This window comes from Halothiobacillus sp. DCM-1 (genome assembly GCF_045689735.1).
Taxonomy (GTDB): Bacteria; Pseudomonadota; Gammaproteobacteria; order Halothiobacillales; family Halothiobacillaceae; genus Halothiobacillus.
Genome location: NZ_CP142685.1, coordinates 1,138,754 through 1,161,090 on the forward strand (window position 1 = coordinate 1,138,754; position 22,337 = coordinate 1,161,090).

20 protein-coding genes are annotated in these 22,337 nt (G+C 60.2%); 4 read left to right on the forward strand and 16 right to left on the reverse strand.

Annotated elements, in window-relative coordinates; genetic code table 11:
• The 9 genes from glmS to gatC all read right to left on the reverse strand — a co-directional run bounded on the left by glmS (position 1) and on the right by gatC (position 12,354).
• Positions 1-1,842, reverse strand: a complete 1,842-nt coding sequence (glmS, locus tag VOI35_RS05380) for a glutamine--fructose-6-phosphate transaminase (isomerizing) (protein WP_407275045.1) — start codon at positions 1,840-1,842, stop codon at positions 1-3.
• Between the two features lie 26 nt (positions 1,843-1,868).
• Positions 1,869-3,170, reverse strand: coding sequence for a glutamate-1-semialdehyde 2,1-aminomutase (gene hemL, locus VOI35_RS05385; protein ID WP_407275046.1), 1,302 nt, complete (start codon positions 3,168-3,170; stop codon positions 1,869-1,871).
• A 30-nt stretch (positions 3,171-3,200) separates the two neighbouring features.
• Positions 3,201-3,824 carry a thiamine phosphate synthase gene (gene thiE, locus VOI35_RS05390; RefSeq protein WP_407275047.1) on the reverse strand — a complete coding sequence of 208 codons (624 nt, stop codon included), beginning with the start codon at positions 3,822-3,824 and terminating at the stop codon, positions 3,201-3,203.
• A gap of 8 nt (positions 3,825-3,832) precedes the next feature.
• Positions 3,833-4,846 (reverse strand): glucokinase, encoded by a 1,014-nt coding sequence (locus VOI35_RS05395; RefSeq protein ID WP_407275048.1) that lies wholly within the window; start codon positions 4,844-4,846, stop codon positions 3,833-3,835.
• Positions 4,843-8,067 (reverse strand): glycoside hydrolase family 15 protein, encoded by a 3,225-nt coding sequence (locus tag VOI35_RS05400; protein WP_407275049.1) that lies wholly within the window; start codon positions 8,065-8,067, stop codon positions 4,843-4,845. Before VOI35_RS05400 ends, VOI35_RS05395 begins: the two co-directional genes overlap by 4 nt.
• A gap of 35 nt (positions 8,068-8,102) precedes the next feature.
• Positions 8,103-9,056, reverse strand: a complete 954-nt coding sequence (locus VOI35_RS05405; RefSeq protein ID WP_407275050.1) for an Hsp33 family molecular chaperone HslO — start codon at positions 9,054-9,056, stop codon at positions 8,103-8,105.
• Positions 9,053-10,522, reverse strand: a complete 1,470-nt coding sequence (gene gatB, locus VOI35_RS05410; RefSeq protein ID WP_407275051.1) for an Asp-tRNA(Asn)/Glu-tRNA(Gln) amidotransferase subunit GatB — start codon at positions 10,520-10,522, stop codon at positions 9,053-9,055. The genes VOI35_RS05405 and gatB overlap by 4 nt, the downstream gene beginning before the upstream one ends.
• Positions 10,519-11,985, reverse strand: a complete 1,467-nt coding sequence (gene gatA, locus VOI35_RS05415; RefSeq protein ID WP_407276802.1) for an Asp-tRNA(Asn)/Glu-tRNA(Gln) amidotransferase subunit GatA — start codon at positions 11,983-11,985, stop codon at positions 10,519-10,521. The genes gatB and gatA overlap by 4 nt, the downstream gene beginning before the upstream one ends.
• Positions 11,986-12,060: 75 nt before the next feature.
• Positions 12,061-12,354, reverse strand: coding sequence for an Asp-tRNA(Asn)/Glu-tRNA(Gln) amidotransferase subunit GatC (gene gatC / locus VOI35_RS05420; protein WP_407275052.1), 294 nt, complete (start codon positions 12,352-12,354; stop codon positions 12,061-12,063).
• A gap of 289 nt (positions 12,355-12,643) precedes the next feature.
• On the opposite strand from gatC, the gene VOI35_RS05425 reads away from it, so the two are divergent.
• Genes VOI35_RS05425 through mreD form a run of 3 tightly spaced genes read left to right on the forward strand, consistent with a single transcriptional unit; the run spans position 12,644 to position 15,158 of the window.
• Positions 12,644-13,681, forward strand: a complete 1,038-nt coding sequence (locus tag VOI35_RS05425; RefSeq protein WP_407275053.1) for a rod shape-determining protein — start codon at positions 12,644-12,646, stop codon at positions 13,679-13,681.
• A 9-nt stretch (positions 13,682-13,690) separates the two neighbouring features.
• Entirely contained in the window at positions 13,691-14,698 is a 1,008-nt protein-coding gene (gene mreC, locus VOI35_RS05430) for a rod shape-determining protein MreC (protein ID WP_407275054.1), read from the forward strand.
• The gene (mreD, locus tag VOI35_RS05435; protein WP_407275055.1) at positions 14,688-15,158 is read left to right on the forward strand and encodes a rod shape-determining protein MreD; all 471 of its coding nucleotides are present in this window, start codon (positions 14,688-14,690) and stop codon (positions 15,156-15,158) included. Before mreC ends, mreD begins: the two co-directional genes overlap by 11 nt.
• A 93-nt stretch (positions 15,159-15,251) precedes the next feature.
• Here the strand turns inward: mreD and VOI35_RS05440 are convergent, their stop codons facing one another.
• From VOI35_RS05440 to VOI35_RS05470, 7 genes are all read right to left on the reverse strand, one after another.
• Positions 15,252-15,629: a diacylglycerol kinase gene (locus VOI35_RS05440; protein WP_407275056.1), complete on the reverse strand. Its 378-nt coding sequence runs from the start codon at positions 15,627-15,629 to the stop codon at positions 15,252-15,254.
• Positions 15,629-16,015, reverse strand: coding sequence for a glycine cleavage system protein GcvH (gene gcvH, locus VOI35_RS05445; RefSeq protein ID WP_407275057.1), 387 nt, complete (start codon positions 16,013-16,015; stop codon positions 15,629-15,631). The genes VOI35_RS05440 and gcvH overlap by 1 nt, the downstream gene beginning before the upstream one ends.
• Before the next feature lie 266 nt (positions 16,016-16,281).
• Positions 16,282-17,259 carry a sigma-54 interaction domain-containing protein gene (locus VOI35_RS05450; RefSeq protein WP_407275058.1) on the reverse strand — a complete coding sequence of 326 codons (978 nt, stop codon included), beginning with the start codon at positions 17,257-17,259 and terminating at the stop codon, positions 16,282-16,284.
• Positions 17,260-17,364: 105 nt separating this feature from the next.
• Positions 17,365-18,072 (reverse strand): ABC-type transport auxiliary lipoprotein family protein, encoded by a 708-nt coding sequence (locus VOI35_RS05455; RefSeq protein WP_407275059.1) that lies wholly within the window; start codon positions 18,070-18,072, stop codon positions 17,365-17,367.
• Positions 18,072-19,076, reverse strand: coding sequence for an MlaD family protein (locus VOI35_RS05460; RefSeq protein WP_407275060.1), 1,005 nt, complete (start codon positions 19,074-19,076; stop codon positions 18,072-18,074). The genes VOI35_RS05455 and VOI35_RS05460 overlap by 1 nt, the downstream gene beginning before the upstream one ends.
• Positions 19,076-19,873: an ABC transporter ATP-binding protein gene (locus tag VOI35_RS05465; RefSeq protein WP_407275061.1), complete on the reverse strand. Its 798-nt coding sequence runs from the start codon at positions 19,871-19,873 to the stop codon at positions 19,076-19,078. Before VOI35_RS05465 ends, VOI35_RS05460 begins: the two co-directional genes overlap by 1 nt.
• A 3-nt stretch (positions 19,874-19,876) precedes the next feature.
• Complete coding sequence (locus VOI35_RS05470) at positions 19,877-21,022, reverse strand: MlaE family ABC transporter permease (protein ID WP_407275062.1); 1,146 nt, start codon at positions 21,020-21,022, stop codon at positions 19,877-19,879.
• Between the two features lie 88 nt (positions 21,023-21,110).
• On the opposite strand from VOI35_RS05470, the gene VOI35_RS05475 reads away from it, so the two are divergent.
• Complete coding sequence (locus tag VOI35_RS05475) at positions 21,111-22,235, forward strand: pseudouridine synthase (protein ID WP_407275063.1); 1,125 nt, start codon at positions 21,111-21,113, stop codon at positions 22,233-22,235.
• The last annotated feature ends 102 nt before the right edge of the window (positions 22,236-22,337 follow it).

The following is a 22,337-nucleotide window of genomic DNA, read 5'->3' on the forward strand; positions in this document are numbered from 1 at the left end:
TTATTCCACCGTCACGGATTTGGCCAGATTGCGCGGCTGATCAACATCGGTTCCTTTGAGCACGGCCACATGATAGGCCAGCAATTGCAACGGAATATTGAAGATGATTGGCGCCGAAATCCGCCCAACATGCGAGGTGACGGGCAACACATGCAGGCGCGGCTCATCGACCAAGCCCGCCCGTTCATCGGCAAACACGAATAATTCCGCCCCCCGTGCCGCCACCTCGGCCATATTGGATTTCAGTTTATCGAGCAGATCATTCTGCGGCGCAATGGTGATCACGGGCATGGTATCGTCGATCAAGGCGAGCGGGCCGTGCTTCAGCTCACCCGCAGGATAAGCTTCTGCATGTATATAACTGATTTCTTTTAGTTTCAAGGCGCCTTCGAGCGCAATCGGATACATCACACCGCGACCGAGGAACAGGGCATGATGCTTATCCACCAACTGCTCGGCCAAGGCAATGATGGCCGCATCATGGGTGAGCGCCTGCTGCGCAAGCTGCGGAATTTTCTCCAGGCCAGCCACAATCCGCTGCTCATCAGCCTCAGACAGCAGTTGGCGCACTCGCCCCAGCGCGAGCAACAACAAGGCCAGCGAGACCAACTGGGTGGAAAATGCCTTGGTCGAGGCTACGGAAATCTCCGGCCCCGCATGCGTCATCAGCACCAGATCCGCTTCGCGCACGAGTGAGGACTCCGGCGCATTACAAATAGCCAAAACCGGAATCGACGGCGCTCGTTGACGCACCATGCGCAAGGCGGCCAGCGTATCGGCGGTTTCCCCGGACTGCGATAGCATCACCAGCATCGTCCCCGGTTCCAGCACAGGGTTACGGTAATGAAATTCGGAAGACACCTCAACCGCCGTGGGCAAACCCAGAATGTCTTCGAACCAGTACCGCGCCACCAAGCCCGCGTGGTAGCTGGTGCCGCAGGCGACGATCTGCAGGCGCTGTACAGTTGCGAACCGGGCTTCTGCCCCCACGCCGAAGGCTTGCGGCAACACCCGCCCCCCGGCAATCCGGCCTTCCAGAGTATCGGCAATCGCGGAGGGTTGTTCAAAAATCTCTTTGAGCATGAAGTGCTTATAACCGCCCCGATCGGCACTGTCGGCGCGTTGCGCGGAAGTGACCACGGGGCGGGTAACCGGCACCCCTTTGGCGTCGAACAATTGCATGCCCGATTGTGTCAGCACCCCGCGATCCCCCTCGGCGAGGTAGACGAACTGTTGCGTAACCGGCAATAACGCCAAGGCATCCGAGGCCGCAAAGTACTCCCCCAGCCCCACGCCAACAACCAAAGGGCTACCCCGGCGCGCGATAAAGAGTTGATTCGGCGTATCGCGCAGCACGACCGCCAGGGCAAAAGCGCCTTCCAATTGATCGAGCACTGCAAAGAACGCCGCCTGGGGCGCAAGACCCGCAGCCAGTGTCTCCGCGAGCAGATGGGCAACGACTTCCGTATCGGTATCCGAAGCGAACACCCGGCCACGCGCCTGCAACTGCGCCCGCAGCACCGCGTGATTCTCGATGATGCCGTTATGCACCACGGCCACCCGTTCATCGGCGAGATGCGGATGGGCATTGCGCTCGGCAGGCACGCCATGCGTGGCCCAGCGGGTATGGGCAATACCAACCACGCCGGGCAATCCCCCGGCGCCCATCTGGTTCGCCAGTGTCGCGACTTTTCCTACCGCCCGCGCCGAGGCGATCTCACCCGTCGGACTCAGTACCGCCAATCCGGCGGAGTCGTAGCCTCGGTACTCCAAACGCCGCAAGCCTTCCAGCAAGATCGGCCACACTGGCCGCTGAGCGACGGCCGCAACAATTCCGCACATAACTCACCCATTCACCCGTTTTCGATTCAAACGCTTCGACCCGAGGTTCCGCCTTGCGCGAAAACCCGTTTGGCCGCCTCGATCGTCGCCGCCAGATCCTCGTCGGTATGCGCCTGAGAGACGAAGCCCGCTTCAAACGCGGAGGGCGCCAGATACACGCCTTCGGCCAACATGCCATGAAAGAACCGATTGAATGCCGCCGTGTCGCAGGCCGTCGCCTGCGCGTAGCTGTGTACTGCCGTCTCCCGCGTGAAGAACAGGCCGAACATCCCGCCGACCTGCTGCGCGAGAAACGGCACACCCGCCGCAAGCGCCGCCTCGGTCAATCCGGCGCAGAGTGCGGCCGTCTTGGCGCTGAGTCGTTCGTAAAATCCCGGCGCCCTCAGCGCCTCCAAGGTGGCGAGCCCCGCCGCCATGGCCACCGGATTCCCCGACAGCGTCCCGGCTTGATACACCGGCCCGAGTGGCGAGACACGGGTCATGATCTCGCGCTTGCCACCAAACGCACCCACCGGCATCCCCCCGCCGATGATTTTCCCCAGGGTCGTGAGATCCGGCTTGACGCCGTAATGCGCCTGGGCACCGCCGAGCGCCACCCGGAAGCCGGTCATCACCTCATCGAAAATCAGGACACTGCCATGGGCATCACACAGAGCGCGTAGCCCTTGCAGAAAACCCGGCACGGGCGGGATGCAGTTCATGTTGCCGGCCACCGGTTCAACGATAATCGCGGCGATTTCCGCCCCTTGCTCGGCGAAGACCTGCTCCACCTGCGCGAGATTGTTGTATTCGAGTGTCAGCGTGAGTTCAGCCAGTGCCTTGGGCACCCCGGGTGAACTGGGCACGCCGAAGGTCAAAGCGCCCGAGCCAGCCTTGACCAGGAGAGAATCGGAGTGGCCGTGATAATTGCCTTCGAACTTGATGATCTTTTCCCGGCCGGTATAGCCCCGCGCCAAACGGATCGCGCTCATCGTCGCCTCGGTGCCGGACGAAGTCAGCCGAACCATTTCGATCGAAGGCACAAGCGCGCAGATTCGATCGGCCATGGTGGTTTCCGCCACGGTCGGCGCACCGTAAGACAAGCCCTGAAGCGCCGCCGAACGCACCGCCTCGATGACCCGCGGATCGGCATGCCCCAGAATCATCGGCCCCCATGAGCCGACATAATCGATATAGCGCCGCCCCGCCTCATCCCAAAAATGGGCGCCCTGCGCCCGTTGCACAAAGACCGGTTCCCCACCCACCGAACGGAACGCGCGCACAGGGGAATTCACGCCCCCGGGAATGTGGCGCTGGGCTTGGGTAAACAAGGTGTGGTTATCAGTCATCAGGTCAATCCCCTGGTCGATGGTATGAGTTTATTTCGGCCACAGCGCGGCGAAGCGCCGCGCCGCCTGCGCGACATCCGGCTGCAGCAATACGGCGGAAATGACCGCCAGCATATCCGCGCCCGCCTCGATCAAGGCAGCGCCATTTTCTGGCGTAATACCCCCAATCGCACACAGGGGCACTGCCCAGGTACGGCGGGCACGGCGCAGCAAGTCCGGCGTGGCCGTAACCGCCTCTGGTTTGGTTTGGCTCGGGAAAAAGGCACCGAACGCCAGATAATTCGCACCCGAGGCTACGGCCGCTTCCGCCCGCTGCCATTCGTTGTAGCAGGATACGCCGATGATGGATGCGGCGCCGAGTAACGCCCGCGCCGACTCGATCGAGGCATCCTCGCGCCCGAGGTGCACGCCATCTGCGGCCACCGCCTTGGCCAGCTGCACATCATCGTTGATCAAAAACAGAACCCCGGCGTCCGCACACAGCGCGCGCAACGCCTGGGCTTCGGCCAGCCGTCGCGCCGCATCGCCCGATTTGTTCCGGTACTGCAATACGCGCACGCCCTGATCGAGTGCGCAGCGCACAGTCGGCAACAAGGCATCGCCCAATCGCTCGTCGGTCAGGAGATATAGCCCGCACAAACGCGGATAGCGCATCGATTGGCTCACGCAGCGTCCAGACCAGAGGCAGCGACCTGCGCGGCACCTTTGAGCGCGAGATCATCGGCAGAGACCATCCAGACCGGCAGCGTCTCCAGCAGACCCCGAAAACGCCCCTTATCCAGAAAGCCGTGCATGAATTCCTTGGCCATAAACGGTGCAATATGCCCGGCGATGGCGCCAGCCACGAACACCCCGCCGAGCGGCAAGCTCTTCAAGGCGAGATTCCCGGCTTCCGCCCCATAGATCCGCGCAAAAATCTGGCAAACCTGCACACTGAGCGCATCGCTGCCAGCCACGCCTTGCCGGGTGATTTCCGCGTTCGGATCCGCCGCCGATGCAAGCCGCGCCTGCATGTGTGGGCTGGGGTGCCCCAAGCCCTGCGCTTGTAAAAACTCATACAACAGCGAAAAACCGGCGCCGCAAATCACCCGCTCGACACTGACATGACCATTGAGCCGGGTACGCAAAAACGCCCACAACTCGGCCTCCAGGGCAGAATTCGGGGCAAAATCGGCATGGCCGCCCTCGGTCGGCATCGCGTGATACCGCGCGCCATCGTAAAAAAACAGCGCCTCACCCAACCCCGTGCCCGCGGCGATCACCGCGGCATGGCCTTCCTGATACACCGCCGAGGGATTGAGCGATACCCGCGCCGCCAAAGGGCTCGACACGGCCGCCCGCCCGCTGGCAACCAGATCGTTGACAAACCAGACCGGCACGCCGCCGAGCTGCCGCGCGATGGCTGCGCTATCCAACATCCAAGGCAGGTTCGTCGTCTGGACGCGCTGAGCACCATGGCCGCCGGTGATTGGCCCGGCGATACCGAATCCCGCCGCGCGAATCAGCTCACCTTCGGGCACGCTGCTGAGAACCTCCAGTAAAAACTCCGCCAGCAACGCCTGAAAATCGGACGAATCCGCACTGGCATACCGCTTCATCGCGATGAGATGGCCGCCCGTATCATCGAACAGGGCAAGCAGGGTTTTGGTGCCCCCAATATCTGCGGCAAGAATCATGAGTCGGACTTCTCCGTCGTGGGAACCAGATCACGCGCCTCGCCCATGCCGAGCAAGGTTTCCAGTGCTTCGGTCACATAATAAGCGACCTGATGCGGCGGCAGCTGATAAAAAGCAGCCCAAGCCTGATCGCGCACCTCATCATAACTGGCATGACCCGCGCGTTGCCCACGGCACCAGGCGATGCGCACCGCATGCCCGATCAACACATCCACGATCAAGGCATCACCCAATTGCAAGCCCTGGTTTTGCTCACTGATGCGCATCAGTGCACCGAGTGCTTCAATGACGAGCTGCCGATATTCCGGTGCGGCAATCCGGTTGAGGATGTGCTCGACCGTCAGCGCAAAGTTTTTCTCGCCCGCCGTACTTTGACTGCGCCATAACGCACTATCGAGGGTGTTTTGCGGATTGTAGCGGTCGCCAATCACCAGCGACGGCATATGGGCGAGCAGCATCCAGATCCCGCGATAAAACGCATCGGGCTGGCGACCGATGGCGCCTTCAATGCTTCGCCAGGTCAACCAGTCCTCCGCGGTCGATTCGGGGTCATCTTCGGCTCGGAACACCACGGAATCCAGGCCGCTGGACCCCTTCGCCAGCCGCAGCGATTCCAGCCGGGAACTGCCCCCTTTCCAGGTCAGCGCGGCGCGTAATTTTTGACTGAGCACGCTGGGCGCCTGCGCCATCAACCAATCGAAGGCCGCACTCGGCGCCAGAGACTGTTCGCGCGCCGTCAGCGCAATCAAGGTTTGCAGCAAGGGGCCGATGCGCAGAGTAATGACATCGGTAAACAGCTCCGGCTGCGAGCGAATCCAGCCGCCCAAATGAATGATCAGTTCCTGCGTCAAGATGCGTTCGCGCGGGTCATCGCCACAATAATCCCGGATGCGTTGCAGGATGTCGGGGTTGGATAGCGGTTCGACGATCAGTGCCTTGCTGGTGTACGACCGCCCCACCGCCAGTCGCTTCTGCCGCACCAACAAATCCATCAGCGCCACTTCAAGATACGCATCCACCTTGCCAAGCAACTCGGCGCTGCGGCGCATCACCGCCCAGGTGCGGCTGCGCTGCGCCTGACGGAACAAGGCCTCGACCAACTCGCCGAGCGTCACCAGCCGCCCGTCGGGATCGGGCACCGGTGCGGCAAGATCCGGGTACCGCCGCGCCCATTCGGTGACTAACGCCATGCGCATCCCCAGATCATCGGTTTGCATGTACGACACGGCCAGATCGTCATCACTCATCGACGACCAGTCTTGCACCGGTGGCACCGTGGCGCGACTCGTCACCACCGCCGGTCGTTGCGTTTGATTGCGCACCGCCCAGCCCGCCATCAAGCCCGGCAAACGCACCCGATAGCCGCGCGAAACCAAGGATTCCACCCGATCCATCTGCACCGGCACCCCGCCGACCCGCCCGGTCATGACTTCATCCCGAATGAAGGCAAGCAGCTCGATGAAATCTGGTGCATGCAACATCCATTCGCTAATCATCAGGGTGAGAATCGGTCGCCCCGGCTGCTGCCAGAATCGATGCAGATACGCGATCGTGGAACGCAGTTCCTGCACCAGCAGCGCCAAATCCTGCGTTAAATAAAAATCATCGGTATCGAATAGTTGCGGCACTATCAGCCATTGCTGCCCGTCGATTTCATACACCTTGGCGGTGCTGAGCCCCAACACCCGACGACGGGGGCGTCCAGAGAGCCCTAAGCGGGGACTCGCCCCCAAATCCACCAGGTTCTCGACCAGGGAACGCACCGATCCCACCCGAATGCGCGACTGGCCGAGCAGCATGTGCCGATCCGACCCCATATTGACCAGCGCGGTATCCACCGTCGCCGTCTCTGCCACCAGGGCAACCGATACCGCGCGGCTGATTCGCTGGCCGCCCGCGTAATGACGACGGTTGATCGGGTCGATGTCTTCGACATCCACCGCGCCCGCCAGCAACAGCCGGCCGACCACCCATAAACTCTGCGCCCAAACCAGCGGCTGGTTGTCATTCGGGGCGCGCTCGCTGCTGCCCGGATTCTGGCGCTCGGCCGCAACATCCTCCGGCAACACGAAATACAGCTCGGGCAACAACCATTGCCCATCTCGCTCTACCGCGACGCGCTGCAAGCGACTATTGACCTGTTCCGCCGCGACCCGGTTGCCCGCGAACAAGTGGTTGATTAGTTGATAGGTAAAAAATAACGGCCATTCCGACTCGATGCCGGCAAAGGTTTCCAACTCGGCGGGCTCGTAATGCAGCTTGTGCTCATCTTCGAGCACGGTTTGGTGGCCATCGCGCAGAAACCGCTTGCAGCCGAACCGACCGGTCAATTTGTCCTGGATGGCCTGATCGACCGCCAAAATCGTCGCGCGCTCGCGCACCGCAAAGGCGGGGAATCCGATGACGGACAACAGCGCGGCATCGACTTCTTTCGAACCAGATTCACGCGGCAGCAAGGCATTGAGCGTCATTTCCGTGCGCGCAATATCATCGGCGAGAACAAAAATTCGGGTCTGATCGTCGCCGTCTCCTCCGAACAGATCAAACCCATTGATCGCCTGAAGCGCCGCCAGCACCATGCCCAGCGAACTGGCATTCAGCTCGCGCTGGCCGTGATTGATCTTGTTTCCCCGCTCCCAGATCCCGTAATCGGGGGTCGAATAAGCGCGTGAGAGATACCAGACCAAGTTCTGGATGAATCGCACTTCATCCCGACTGGCGATGATCTTGAGCCCACTCAAGGTCATCTGCACCAGCATCAGCAAGAATAGTGAAGTCGCATCGAGCTGCAAATGCCCCCACTGGTCATCCCCCACCACCGCCAACCCCGTCGCGGTATCGTATTTGGCATGCAGGGCATCCATGGGATTCTGGCGCAACTTGAACCGTTCGACCCGATCGGACTGGCGCATCATGGCGGCCAGCAGACCGCGCATGTTTTTGACGGTGGCCTGCTCCAGCTCATAGGCGCGGGCATCCGCGCTATCCACCCGACGATAGGCCATGCCCAGAGCCCAGGCCGCCAGAATGCTGTAAACATTGTCACGCACCCAGGCGTCGGTGTAATCCCCGTGCGCATTGACGGCGGTACTGGCCGGCAGCAGGCCACTGATCGGATGCTGCCGATCCAGAATCGTCTGCCGAACTTCCAGAAACAGCGCATCGAGCATCGGCGCCAGCCCAGCGGATCCCAATTGATCGGTCGTCGCCCGATTCGCCATATCTCCCTGCCTTATTCAAACACTCGTTTGGGGAATCAATGCCGCGTCGCGTCCGGCGGCTTCACCGAGTCATCACGCAACAATTGCGCCACATCGACGGCATCGAACCGATAATCCGTACCGCAAAATTCGCAATGCACCGCCACATAGCCCGGCACTTCGCTATCTGCCAGCGCCTGGTCGAGCTCTTCTGCGCCCAGCGAACGCAGCATGGCACCGACCCCTTCCCGCGAACAGCCACAATGAAACCGAACCGGATTGATTTGCGTCAGCCGCAAGGCTTCCTGATGAAAGAGCCGGTGCAACAACACAGGCACCGGTGTCGTGCAAAGCTCCTGATGACCTGCCTCACCAGTGAGCGTCTGCATTAACGCCGAGGCGTGATCGAATTCCCACTCGGCCGCCTGTGCGCGTGCCGCCGGTGTTCCCCCTTCGCCGGGCACCTGCTGTAACAGGATGCCCACCGCCCGCTGAGGGTCGGCGGCCAGCACCAGGCGGGTGGGCAATTGCTCGGACTGGCTGAAATAACCCTCCAGGGCTTCCGCGATCTGAGCGCCCTCGGCAGACACCAAGGATTGGTAACGAACCCCATCACGCGACTCCAGCGTCAGGGCAAGCTGCCCCTGCCCCAGCAGCACCGATAACGGCTGGTCGAGCAACGCGCCTTGCAGGCTATCCCGCCACTGCGCGGTCACCCGGAAGGACAGATCCGAACGAGCCTGCACCACCAATAACGAAACCGGCCCTTCACCGCGAAACTGCAAAATCAGCCGGCCATCGAATTTGAGCGTCGCGACCATACACAGCGCCGCCGCCACACACTCGCCCAGCAACTCCGTGATCGCGGGGGGATAAGCATGATTGGCGCAAGCATCCTGCCAACTTTGATCCAAGCTGACCGCCACGCCGCGCAGTTGTCCTTGCCCCAGCACAAACCGCAGCAGTTCATCCCGTTCCTGCAAAACGGCCTGCCCCGTAATCTCGGTCATGCCCCTGCTCCAAGCCGCGCCTTGAGCACCTCATTGAGTTGTTGGGGATTGGCTTTACCTTTGGCGGCTTTCATCACGAGCCCGACGAAAAATCCAAACAGTTTGTCTTTACCGCTGCGGTATTCGGCAACCTTATCGGGGTGCTCTGCCAGGATGGCATCGACCATCGCTTCGATCGCCGCGCTGTCGGTGATCTGTTGCAAACCGCGGGCGGCGATGAGGGCATCGGCTGTCTCTGCCTCGCCTTGCCAGAGCCCATCGAACACCTCTTTCGCCAACTTGTTGGACAAAGTGTTGTCCTGCACTCGGCGCAGCAGACCGGCCAACTGCGCCGCCGTGACCGGGCAGGCGCCAATTTCGAGGCCATGGCGGTTGAGCTGAGCCGCCAGCACGCCCGTGATCCAGTTCGCCGCCAGTTTGGGATCAGCCGCGGCCGCACCCTCGCTGAGCACCTGTTCAAAGTACTGGGCGACCGCCTTGTCACTGGTCAACACCGCCGCATCATAGGCACTCAGGCCGTAGTCCGCCTGATAGCGGGCGGCCTTGGCATCCGGCAATTCCGGCAAAGCAGCGCGCCAGGCATCCAGCGTTTCACGGCTCAAGACGACGGGCAGCAGATCCGGATCCGGGAAGTAACGGTAATCGTCCGCCGCTTCTTTGGTGCGCATCATCCGGGTTTCATCCCGCTCCGGGTCGTACAGACGGGTTTGTTGCTGCACCTGCCCGCCGTCTTCGATCAACTCGATCTGCCGCTCGATCTCATAATTGATCGCGCGTTCCAGAAAGCGGAAAGAGTTCACATTCTTGATCTCGGTTCGCGTACCGAGGCGCGTCTCCCCTTGTCGCCGCACCGAGACATTCGCGTCCACGCGAAATGAACCTTCCTGCATATTGCCATCGCAAATGCCGAGGTACTGCACGATGGCATGGATTTTCCGCGCGTAGGCCACCGCCTCGGCAGCCGAGCGCATATCCGGTTCCGAGACGATTTCCACCAACGGCGTGCCCGCCCGGTTCAGGTCGATGCCCGTCATCCCGGCAAAATCTTCGTGCAGGCTTTTTCCGGCATCTTCCTCCAGATGGGCGCGGGTCAGCCGGATGGTTTTCTCCACCGCCGCATCCCCCTCGCCCGCCCGGATCACCACCTGCCCGCCGAGCACGATGGGCTGAGCCAACTGGCTGATTTGATATCCTTTTGGCAGATCGGGGTAAAAATAATTTTTCCGGTCGAACGCACAATGCGTCGCCACCTCGGCACCGATGGCGAACCCAAACAATGCCGCCATGCGCACCGCCTCAGCATTGAGAACGGGCAATACACCCGGCAAACCGAGATCCACCGCGCAAGCCTGCACATTCGGCTCCGCGCCAAACGCCGTCGCCGCACCTGAAAAAATCTTGGAGCGCGTGGCAAGCTGCGCGTGAATTTCCAGGCCGATCACGGCCTCCCAACCTGACTGGATCATGCCGCCCCCTCCCGAAATGCCGCCGGTATCTGCCGATGAAAATCGGTGCGCTGCTGATACTGATGCGCCACCGCCAGCAGACGGTCTTCCGTGAAGGCCGCGCCGATCAACTGCATCCCCACCGGGCGCTGCCCCACAAATCCGACCGGCACCGACAACGCCGGCAAGCCGGCCAAATTCACCGGAATGGTGTAGATATCCTCCAGATACATCGTGGCCGGATCTTGCCGATGCGCCCCCAGATCAAACGCCACGGTCGGTGCCACGGGACCGGCGATCACATCACATTGCGACAGCGCCTGCGCGAAATGTGCCGCAATCAACCGGCGGGCGCGCTGGGCTCGCCCATAAAACGCATCGTAATATCCAGCCGACAAGGCGTAGGTTCCGATCAGGATGCGCCGCTGCACCTCGGCACCAAAGCCCTCCGATCGGCTGCGCTCGTACAGGTCGTTCAAATCCTGAGGCGCGGCACAACGATATCCAAAGCGCACGCCATCAAAACGCGACAGATTCGAAGAGGCCTCCGCCGGCGCAAGCAGGTAATACGCCGCCAGCGCCAGCTCGGCATCCGGCAAATCGATCGCCACCCGGGTCATGCCCAGGGCTTCCAGCTCGGCAATCGCCGTCTCGATGCGCGCCGCCACGGTGGCATCCAACCCGCCCGTAAACCACTGCCTGGGAACCCCAACCCGCAGCCCGGCCAGAGGCTGGTTCAGCGTACCGGCAAAATCCGGCACCGGCATCGTGCTGGAAGTCGAATCTCGTGGATCGTGCCCCGCCATCGCCGACAGCAGCACCGCACAGTCCTCGGCCGAAGCGGCCATTGCCCCGCCCTGATCCAGACTCGAGGCGTAGGCAATCATGCCGAAGCGCGACACCCGGCCATAGGTCGGTTTGATCCCCGTGATCCCGCAATACGCTGCCGGTTGTCGAATCGAGCCGCCCGTATCCGTGCCAGTCGCGAGCGGCACGAAACGGGCCGCAACTGCCGCCGCCGACCCACCGGATGACCCCCCGGGCACGGCGGCCAAATCCCAGGGATTCTTCACCGCACCAAATGCTGAATTCTCGTTTGATGAGCCCATGGCGAACTCATCCATATTGGTTTTGCCGAGCAGCACCGCGCCGGCTGCCGTCAACTGACGGTGCACTGTGGCGTCATACGGGGCAAGCCAATCGCCCAGCATCTTCGAGCCGCAGGTCGTGCGAATCCCCGCCGTGCAGAAAATATCCTTGTGGGCATAAGGAATCCCGAGCAGGGCACCGCGCTCACCGGCGGCCAGCCGTGCGTCGGCGGCGTCCGCCGCCGCCAGGGCTTCGTCCGGTGTCACGGTGATAAAGCTGTTGATCGCCGCATCCTGAGTGTGAATCCGGTTAAGAAAATGCTCGGCCAACTCACGGGCGGAAAATGTCCGGTCGGACAAACCCGCCCGGAGCGCCGCAAGCGACCATTCCGACAAAGGCGCAGAAAAAGACACGGTCAAATACTCTGGAGAAAATTAAAAAACGGTAATACCCATCCGCATCCCGCAGACTCAATCACTCTCGATCACTTTGGGCACCAGGAACAAGCCGTTCGATACCGCAGGCGCCCCCGCTTGCAACTGTGTCCGCTGGTCGGTCTCAGTCACTTGATCTACCCGCAATGGCTGCGTCTGATCCAGGGGATGCGCCATCGGCGACAGCGAATCGAGTCGGGCATCTTGCAAGCGCCCGGCAAAAGCCAGGATGGCATTCAAGTCAGAAACCAACCGAGGCAACTGCTGTTCATTCAGCGCCACTTTCGCCAGTCGCGCGACATGTTTAACTTGGGCGGTATCGATCGCCATCGGTGTATCCCTTTGAAAACAAATCGTGTTCTAGAGATTGGCTTCTGCCACTCGTCGGTTTTCACGCCCAAGCAACAGCCAATCAAGCTGCCCTATTCTAGCCTGAACGCGTCCTGCGTCGGCAAAGCCTGCGTTGGCTGTTGCCGTCAACCCGTGAGTTTTGGTATCTTTGCAACGCTTTTGTGCAAGGATCTCTGCTGCGCATTTCCTGCGCAATCATGTTGCTGACGACTTTCTATAAAGACCCCCGCCTAACCCTTTCAATATTTTTCATACCCGGTATTCCCCTATGTTCAAGCGCTTTCGCGGCATGTTTTCGACCGATTTATCCATTGATCTGGGCACAGCCAACACACTGATTTACGCTCCCGGCCGGGGCATCGTGCTGGACGAACCCTCCGTGGTCGCCTTACGCACCGATAGCGCGCAAACCGCCATTCAGGCTTACGGCCTCGAAGCCAAGCAAATGGTGGGGCGCACACCAAAATCCATCCAGGCCGTGCGTCCCTTGCGCGATGGCGTGATCGCGGACTTCCATGTCACCGAAAAAATGCTGCAACACTTCATCAAAAAAGTGCACGCCAGCCATTGGTTCCGCCCGAGTCCGCGCGTCTTGGTCTGCGTTCCCGTAGGCGCCACCCAGGTCGAACGCCGCGCCATCCGCGAATCCGTCCTGAGTGCTGGCGCACGCAAGGCCTACATCATCGAGGAGCCGATGGCAGCGGCGATTGGCGCGGGGATCAATGTCGATGAGCCTCGGGGTTCGATGGTGGTCGATATCGGGGGGGGCACTTCCGAGGTTGGCGTCATTTCTCTCGATGGCATCGTGTACTCCTCCTCCGTGCGGATTGGCGGGGATAAATTCGACGAGAGCATCATTGCCTTCGTCCGCCGGCATTACGGCATCCTGATTGGCGAAGCCACCGCCGAGCGCATCAAAAAGGAAATTGGCTCCGCCTACCCGGGCAAGGAGCTGCTCGAAATCGATGTCAAGGGACGCAATCTGGCTGAAGGGGTGCCGCGCAGTTTTACCCTGAACAGCAACGAAATTCTTGAAGCACTGAATGAACCCTTGTTCGGCATCGTTCAAGCCGTGCGCACGGCGCTGGAACAAACCCCGCCCGAACTCGGCGCCGATATTGCCGAACGCGGCATCGTCCTGACCGGCGGGGGTGCTTTGTTGCGCGACATCGACAAACTCATTCGGGAAGAAACTGGCCTGCCGGTCGTTATTGCCGATGATCCGCTCACCTGTGTGGCGCGCGGTGGCGGGCGCGTGCTGGAGATGATCGACCATCGGCACACCACTTTATTCTCTGCCGAATAATCGCCCGCCGTGGCACTGTTTGAAACGCACCGACCGGGCATCACCAAACTCCTCCTTCTGGTCTTGCTATCCGTTCTCCTGATGGCGCTGGATCGGGCGGGCAATTCCATGGTTCAGCAGGTCAATACCCAACTGGCCAGTATCACCGACGGCCTCGCCCGACTGGTCGCGGCACCCATCAACTGGTCTGAGCAGTTTCTCGCTCATTGGCAAAGTCAGGGTGCCCAGGCAGCCAGAATCACCCAGCTCGAACAGGAAAACTTGCTGCTAAAAGGGCAAATGCAGCAATTCTTCCATCTCCAGACTGAAGTCAATCAGCTCAAAACCTTGTTGCATGGCCAAAACACGCCCGTCTCTGGGGTGCTTCTCGCCACGCGCATCGCCCAGCACAATAATCCGGAACAGCGCAGTTTCAATATCAATCGCGGCAGCAACGACGGGGTCCAACCCGGTCAGCCGGTCATCGACGGTTATGGCATCGTCGGCCAGATCATCCGCAGCAGTCGAACGGGTGCCGTCGTACTGCAGATGGACTCACATCGCCAAGCCTTGTCGGTCAAGATTGGCGACACGGGCTTCATCGGTATTCTCAATGGCAGCGGCACCCGCAATCTGCTGTCACTGGATCGAATCCCCGATCGATATCCCGTCAAAGTTGGCGACATCCTCTACACCTCGGGGCTCGATGGCGTGTTTCCGCCCGGTTACCCGGTGGCTCGGGTGACGCAAATCCATAACGAGCGCAGCCAGGCGTTTTTGAATATCACAGCCACCCCGGTCGCGCATCTTGATCACTTGCAGCAGGTGCTGGTTTTGACCAATCCGCCTGATGCTCCGCCACCACCGTCGCTCGGGAAACCCGTAGAAGCGGCGCAAACCATGCCTGCACCCGCCCTGATCGAAGCGGGTCAGCCCAACAGCCCCGCCCCGGTGCTGCCAACGCCACCAGCCACCAGCACAGCCATGCCGAATAAAGCCCCGACCAACAAAGAAATGGGAAATCAACATGCGCGGTGACTGGTTAGCCATCAGCACCAGCCTGTTATTGGCACTACTCCTGACCTTGCTGCCGTTCGGCGGATGGTACGGCCAATATGCGCCGCAATGGCTCTGGCTGGTCGTGATGTACTGGGTGCTCAAAACACCGAATCAGATTGGTCTGGTTACCGCGTGGAGCATGGGGCTGCTCCTGGATGTTGCCACCGTCGGCCTGCTCGGCGCACATGCCCTGTTATTCACCTTGAGTGCCGCCCTGGTTCTTGCCTTGCGTCCTTGGTTGAACAGCACCGGGCCGCTGCAACAAGCCATCTTTTTTTCAGGCTTATCGCTGCTTTATCTGTTGTTCTTACTGTGGATGCAGGGGGGGCTCAGTGGCGGATTGGCGGTGCTGAGCTACTTTGGCCGCAGCCTGAGCAATCTGGTGATCTGGCCCGTCTTGTTATTCTCGCTCTACCAATTGCGGCAACGATTACACTAACAGGCCGTTGAAAAGCGTTTTTCAACGGCCTGTTAACACGGAAAGCTGCCCCGTCGTAAGCGAGTCGGGATGCGGGCGTTTTTCAATCCCAGGTTAATGCGCCGGGAAAAACTGAGGCCACAGGATCAAGATCCATGTCGCCGCAGCCAATACCAGCGAAGTAAATACGGCGGCCGAACCCATATCTTTGGCGCGTCCCGATAGTTTATGCGGGTCCAGTCCCACACGATCCACGACATTCTCAATCCCGGTATTCAGCAACTCGGTAATCAGAATGACCAAGATAGAACCCACGAGTAACGCTCGTTCGATGCCGGTTTGACCGAGATAAATCCCTAAGGGGATCGCCACAACGGACAACCAGATCTCCTGCCGGAATGCTTCTTCCTTGCGATACGCCGTACGAAAACCTTGCCACGAATACTTACTGGCAAGCAATAACCGCTTGAATCCCAGATTTTCCGATGCCATTACGCCCCCTGATCCAGGGTATGTTGATACTGCTCGGCATCTTGCCACTCAGCCAATGGCCCCGTGGGCGTGATTTCCAGAATCCAGCCGTCATCCCAAGGCGCGTCGTTGATCAACTCAGGGCTATCGACCAGCGCGGAATTCACACTGGCGACCATACCATCCACCGGGCTCAACACATCAGAAGCCGCCTTGACCGATTCCAGCGTGGCACAAGCTGCCCCTTGATTGACTGCAGCACCCACCTCAGGCAACTGAACGAACACCACATCACCCAGCATTGCCTGACCAGCGGCCGTCACCCCCAGACGCAGCGTTTTACCTTGGTTCATCACCCACTCATGCGTAGGGCCAAAACGGCGATCGTTCGGTATTGCGTCGGACATGAATACTCCATTGGGAATCAGGGAAAGATAATGGATCAGGCCATGAGTCAGTTCCATACGAGCCCCGATCACCGGCTTGATTAGAACATGCAGTAGATCACAAAAATATGAATGTCTCGGGAATCGCCAAATCCATCGATGCTTGAATAGAATCAACCCGCCTCAAGTCATAGACAATTCATAAAGTTTTTGGGAATCAATCCGTTGAACGAAGCATCGATGAAAGCACGCCTGCTTCAAGCAGAAATGATGCAATTAGAGAACGCCTAGTAACCGGTTGCATCCGGCTCAATTGAAAATTTCTTCAAGCGATACAAGAAGGTGTCTCGCGACAAATTCAATAGCCGAGCCGCCCTGCTTTTATTGCCCCCGGTACGCACCAGCGCCTGCCGCAGCAAATCCGACTCCACCGCGTCTAAATCCACTCCCGTATCTGGCAGGACAAAACCCCGAGCCGGTGGGGCGACAGTGACCTGCCGAATCTCCAGCGGCAAAGCCGCTACATCGACGGTTTTCCCCCCGAACAAGATCACCAGTCGTTCGGCCAGATTGCGCAATTCCCGGACATTGCCCGGCCAGTCGTGGCGGCGCAGCACACCCCGTGCCTGCGCGGTCAACCTTGGCACAGGTTGTTGATATTGCAGACTAAATTCGGCAAAAAACCGATTCAATAGATACTCGATATCCCCCTGGCGGTCGCGCAACGGCGGCAGGTGAATCGGCACGACCTGGAGTCGATACATCAAATCTGCCCGGAAGCGGCCTTCGGCAACCATCACCGACAAGTCACGGTGTGTCGCGGCAACGACACGCACGCGCACGCGTTCAGGTCGGTGATCGCCCAGGCTGGTGACCTCATTCGTTTCCAAGAAACGCAGGAGTTTGGCCTGCACCGCCATGGGGAGCTCGGCAATTTCATCCAGGAATAGGGTTCCGCCCTCTGCGGCACGGATCAACCCCGCATAATCAGTCGATGCCCCTGTGAACGCGCCGCGCCGGTGACCAAAAAGCTGCGATTCCGCCAGTTGCTCCGAAAAAGTCGCGCAGTTCACCGCAATAAACGGGGCATGACCCCGCGATGAACCATCATGCAGCGCCCGGGCAATGAGTTCTTTCCCGGTGCCCGATTCGCCAAGGATCAGTGTCGTGGCTTCGGTTGCCGCCACGATCTGCACACTTCGCAGTACCGATTCGAACAGCGGTGATTGCGTAGCAATTCGTGCGAAAAGATCGAACTGAGACATGATAGCGATCCCAAAAAATGTGCTGGGGATTATACGCCGTTACGGAAAAACCGAAGCAATCCGCAACAGGATTTATCGGGCGATGGCGCGGTGAACGGCATCCCATCAGTCATCGGCAGAACCCTGCGCCAACCCGGGCACGAGATCGCGTGTTTGCTGGACAATGTCCACCAACGCCTGATCCAGCAAGCGCTGTGCACCGGCGGCAAAATCCTCAGCATTATTCTGCGCCAGCGCTTCGCTGCGATCGAATCGCCAATGCGCCTGAATAGCCCGCGTCTTGGGATCGAGCCAGACACAGTCCATCGCCAGATGCGCTGCGCCTTCGGTGCCTTGGATATCGTGTTCCAGTTTTTCCAGCGTACAGCTCAAACCGATCTGCACCCGCGCAGTCCCTCCCGTGCGAAAGACGCCCGCGACCCAAGGCTGCCGTGCCAGTGTTTGATTCAACGCATCCCCAATCATATCCGCAGGCGGCGCCAACCAACGATTATCGCGATAGGGTGCCAGCACCTGGGGCGCACGGCTATACATCATGGCCGGACTTTCCAGTCCTTGAGCCGGACTGACATTGCGCAACAAAATCGAAACCGTGCGCGGCTGCCCCTCGACCAACACAGGCTTGGTCACAATTTTCGCGGCATCCAGACGCCAGGTTTCCTGCGGCTGCGGTGCCTGAATCGGTAAGCTGCAGCCGGCGAGACCGAGCACACACAGACCGAGAATCCCCCGCCATTGCCAGCCAAAAAAACGCGCTGCCCGGCGGCATTGAACAGCAGCCACGGGAGTCAAGGCAGATAATCTTTTATTCATCACGGTGAATTCCTGGAACTTGATGAGGCATTGGCGTGCCCGGCTTCACCCGGCCCCGGCGGCAACGGCGCGGCGCCGTATAGAATCCGGCTGGGATTGTCACTCAATTGGTTCAACAGGCGAGTCGTCGCCAGACTGGCCTGTTGCAGTTGATCAATCAAACCACTCAGCTCGGGCAAAACGCGCTGATCCAGCCGTTGAACCATCGTCGTGCCGGTCGTCGTTAAGCGGATGGTGCTTTGACTCGCGTCACTAACCTGATTCGCGGCAGTTTTGGTGGCAGAGAGCGCCTCTTTCAGCCCGACGATGGAGCGGCTAAACCGATCCGTCAACCCCTCCAGTTGCTGCACCAGGGTGATCGTGGACTGAGTCAGTCGGGCGGTGTGTTGGGCGGTTTGCCGAGCGGCGGCGATGAATTCACCAATATCCGCCTGATGATCGGCCAGCGTCTGCGTCACGGTGTGCACATTGTCGAGAATCGCGCCGATCGTTTGAATATTGTGCTCGCTCATCAGTTGATCAACCCGATCCGTCACCCGGGTAATTTTGACCATGGTGTCAGACAAGCCGCCTTCCAGCCGCGAGAAAATCGACGGTTCATAGGGTATGACCAGATCGCCATCACTATTGCGGCGATCCAGCGGCTGGGCAGACTTGCCCCCGGTAAGATTGAGCACGCTCAAACCAGTCACCCCTTGCGGGCGCAGTTGGGCGACCGTATCGGCGCGGATGGGGAGGCTGGCATCAAGCGCCACCAGAATCTTGATGCGCCCGGGATTGTGCGGATCGATGCCAATCTGGGTGACATGACCGACACTGACCCCCCGATACAGCACGCTGCTGTTCTCGGTCAGCCCCGCGACGCTATCCGTGGCATAAATCACATACGGCGTAAACTGCTGCTGTTTACCCCCGGTGACCAGCCAGTACAACAGCACCGCGAATCCCAACCCCAGCAACATCACGAACGCGCCGACTGCGGTGTAATTGATTTTGCTTTCCATCAGTTAGCCTCTTGCGTGCCCGCAGACTGCGCTGCCTGCCAATATGCCATTGATCGTTCCCCCCGGAAATAGGCCACCAGTTCCGGCTCTTCCCGGGTGGCGAGTTCAGCCGCCGTCCCCACCGCCAGCACTTTTTTGCGTCCGAGGAACGCCACCTCATCCACCCCACGCCAGATCGAATCCAGATCATGCGTGACCTGTAACACCGTCAGCCCGAGCGAACGGCTCAAGGTATGAATCAACTCATCAAACGCCGCCGCACTGATCGGATCCAGACCGGAAGTCGGCTCATCGAGAATCAAAAGCTCGGGTTCGAGCGCGAGGGCGCGTGCCAGACCGGCGCGTTTAACCATCCCACCGGAAAGCTCGATCGGTCGTTTGTGCGCGCTATCGGCGGGCAACCCGGCCAGCAGGATTTTGCTCATCGCCAACTCAACCAGCCAAGCGGGATCAAACCGCCCGTGCTCCTTGAGTGGCAGCAGCACATTTTCCAGCACGGTCAAGGAAGTAAACAACGCGCCCCCCTGAAACAACACGCCGATGCGCTCACGCAACCGCTGACGCGCCGCCTCCCCCGCCGAGCCGACATCGACGCCAAACAGTTTGAGGGTGCCACTCGTCGGCGCGCGCAGCATGATCAGGGTATGCAGCAGTACGGTTTTCCCGGTTCCCGAACCGCCCACCAAGGCCCGCACCCGGCCGCGTTCGAGTTGAAAATCCAGCCCGTCATGCACGCGGTTGGTTCCGAATTGATTGACGATCGCGCGGGCATCGATGACCAAATCCAAGCCATCCATGACTCAATACCCCATCAAGTTGAACAGCACCGAAAACACCGCATCGATGATGATGACCATAAAAATCGCCTGCACCACGCTGATCGTCGTCGCCTTCCCCACCGCTGCTGCGCTGCCGCGAACCCGCATGCCTTGCATGCAGCCGATCAGCGCAATCACCACGGCAAACACCGGTGCCTTGACCAACCCCAGCATCAAGGTCGTCGCCGTGACGGCCTCAGGAATTCGCTCGAAAAAAATAGAAAACGGCACGCCATATCCAAAGTTGGCCACTACCGCGCCGCCAAGCAGCCCGAGGACATCGGCGAACACTGACAGCAACGGCAAGGCAATCACCAGCGCGATGACTTTGGGGAACACCAGCATTTCAAACGGGGATAATCCCAAAGAACGCAGGGCATCGATCTCCTCCGTAATCCGCATCGTCCCCAGCTGCGCGGTATAAGAAGAGCCCGTCCGCCCCGCGACGATGATCGCCGCCAGCAGCGGCCCCATTTCCCGCAGGGTGATGATGCTGACGAGATTCACAATCAGCACATTGGCACCGTAATTGGACAGCGTGGCGCCCCCCTGATAGGCCATCACCATGCCAATCAAGAATGACAGTAGCCCCACAATCCCCAACGCCCGCACCCCACCGGCATCAATCTCGGCGAACACGGATCGCCAGCGAATCCGCCAGAAGAACAACAACAGCGGCAAGCCCCGAACCACCAACTCACCGAGAAACGCCAGAAAGGCACTCGCTTCATGCCATTGGCTCACCACCGCGCGGCCAATTTGTGCCAAGAAGTTTTCTCGAACCGGCTTCCCCTCCGGCAATGGCACCAGCCGCTCCGCCATTAAAGCCAACAAAGCTTGCGCCTGATCAGGTAACTCCGCCCAAGAGACTTCTCGGCCAGCCGCCGTCCATGCCTGAATCCAGCGCGACATCACCAGAGCACCCGCTGCGTCCAGCGTCAAACCATCTGCCGTGAGTTCAAAAGACTGAGCATCCGCTGGCACGGGCAACGGCGGCACCGAGCTGAGGCCGTGTGCCGTCCAACGACCAGAAAAGCACAGCGTTGCCGGATTTCCGGCGCGCGCTGGTTGCCAATGCAGTGCAGGCGGAGCAGAAGGCAGGGCACTCGAATCAGTCTGGGTCAACATGGGTACCGATCAGCTTGGAAAACCCGAGATCGGCAGCTTATCATGCGAAGTCTTTTGCCGCAGTCGCGGCGCACTGGGGGAATCGCGCGTGGAAAAACAACGACTGCACAAAGTGCTGGCGACCCTGGGACTGGGCTCCCGTCGGCAGGTTGAGCAATGGATTGCCGCGGGCGAAGTCAAGCGGAATGGCCAGATTGCCGCCGTAGGCGATTTGACCGAACCGGGCGACACCCTCGAAGTTCGCGGCCAAAAAATCATCGTCCCCGATGAATCGCCCGTGCGTCGTGTTTTGATTTATCACAAACCCGAAGGCGAAATCACCAGCGCGAGTGATCCAGAAGGTCGCCCCACCGTCTTCGGTGCCCTGCCCCCCATTCGTCAAGGACGCTGGATAACCGTCGGCCGACTGGATTTCAACACCTCGGGGTTATTGCTCGCGACCAATGACGGCGAGCTGGCCAACCGGCTGATGCACCCCAGTTACCAGATCGAACGCACCTATGCGGTTCGCGTCCTGGGCGGTCTGACGGAAGATCAAATCAGGCAGCTCACGACCGAAGTGATGCTGGAGGATGGGCCGGCGCGCTTCGATCAACTCACTGACGCTGGCGGCACCGGCATCAATCATTGGCACCATGTCACCCTCCGGGAGGGACGGAACCGCGAGGTACGCCGGATGATCGAGGCGGTCGGCGGCCAGGTCTCCCGGCTGATTCGCATCAGTTATGCCGGCATCAGCTTACCACCCCGCCTCAAACCGGGCCGCGCCCAGGATCTCGCCCCAGAAATCGAAGACGCCCTCGTCAAACTCGTGGGACTGAAACCCGAACATCGGCGCAAAGTGCAGGATGACGATACCCGCCGTCGAGCACTCAAGCCGTATCGCGCCCGTACCCCGCAAGGTCAGCTTGCGCCTCGGGAAAACGCGCCGTTTTATCGCAGCTCAGGCGACTCGACGGAAAATCCACCCGCTGCACCGCGCCGCACCCTCAAACTCAAACCGGGCGCAGCGCCAGAAGCTCCAGCGCGACGAACGGCTTCGCCCGCGCGCCCGCCGCGTCCTGCCCAGAACAGTGCCCGAACCGAACGAGACTCCGCAGCAAAAAATACCTCGAATCCACGACCAGCCGCCTATCCAGAACGGAGTCCCCGTGCAGACAAACCGGCAGCCCCTCGCCGACCGACGAACCGACGGCCCGGTGGCACGCGTTGATTATCTGAGTCACGGGCAGGCATTCAGCTCGCAAGACTTTTTGCGCCGAATCGCCCGCAACGGTTTATCATAACTGCATGATTATCTATCCCGATCCCTCAG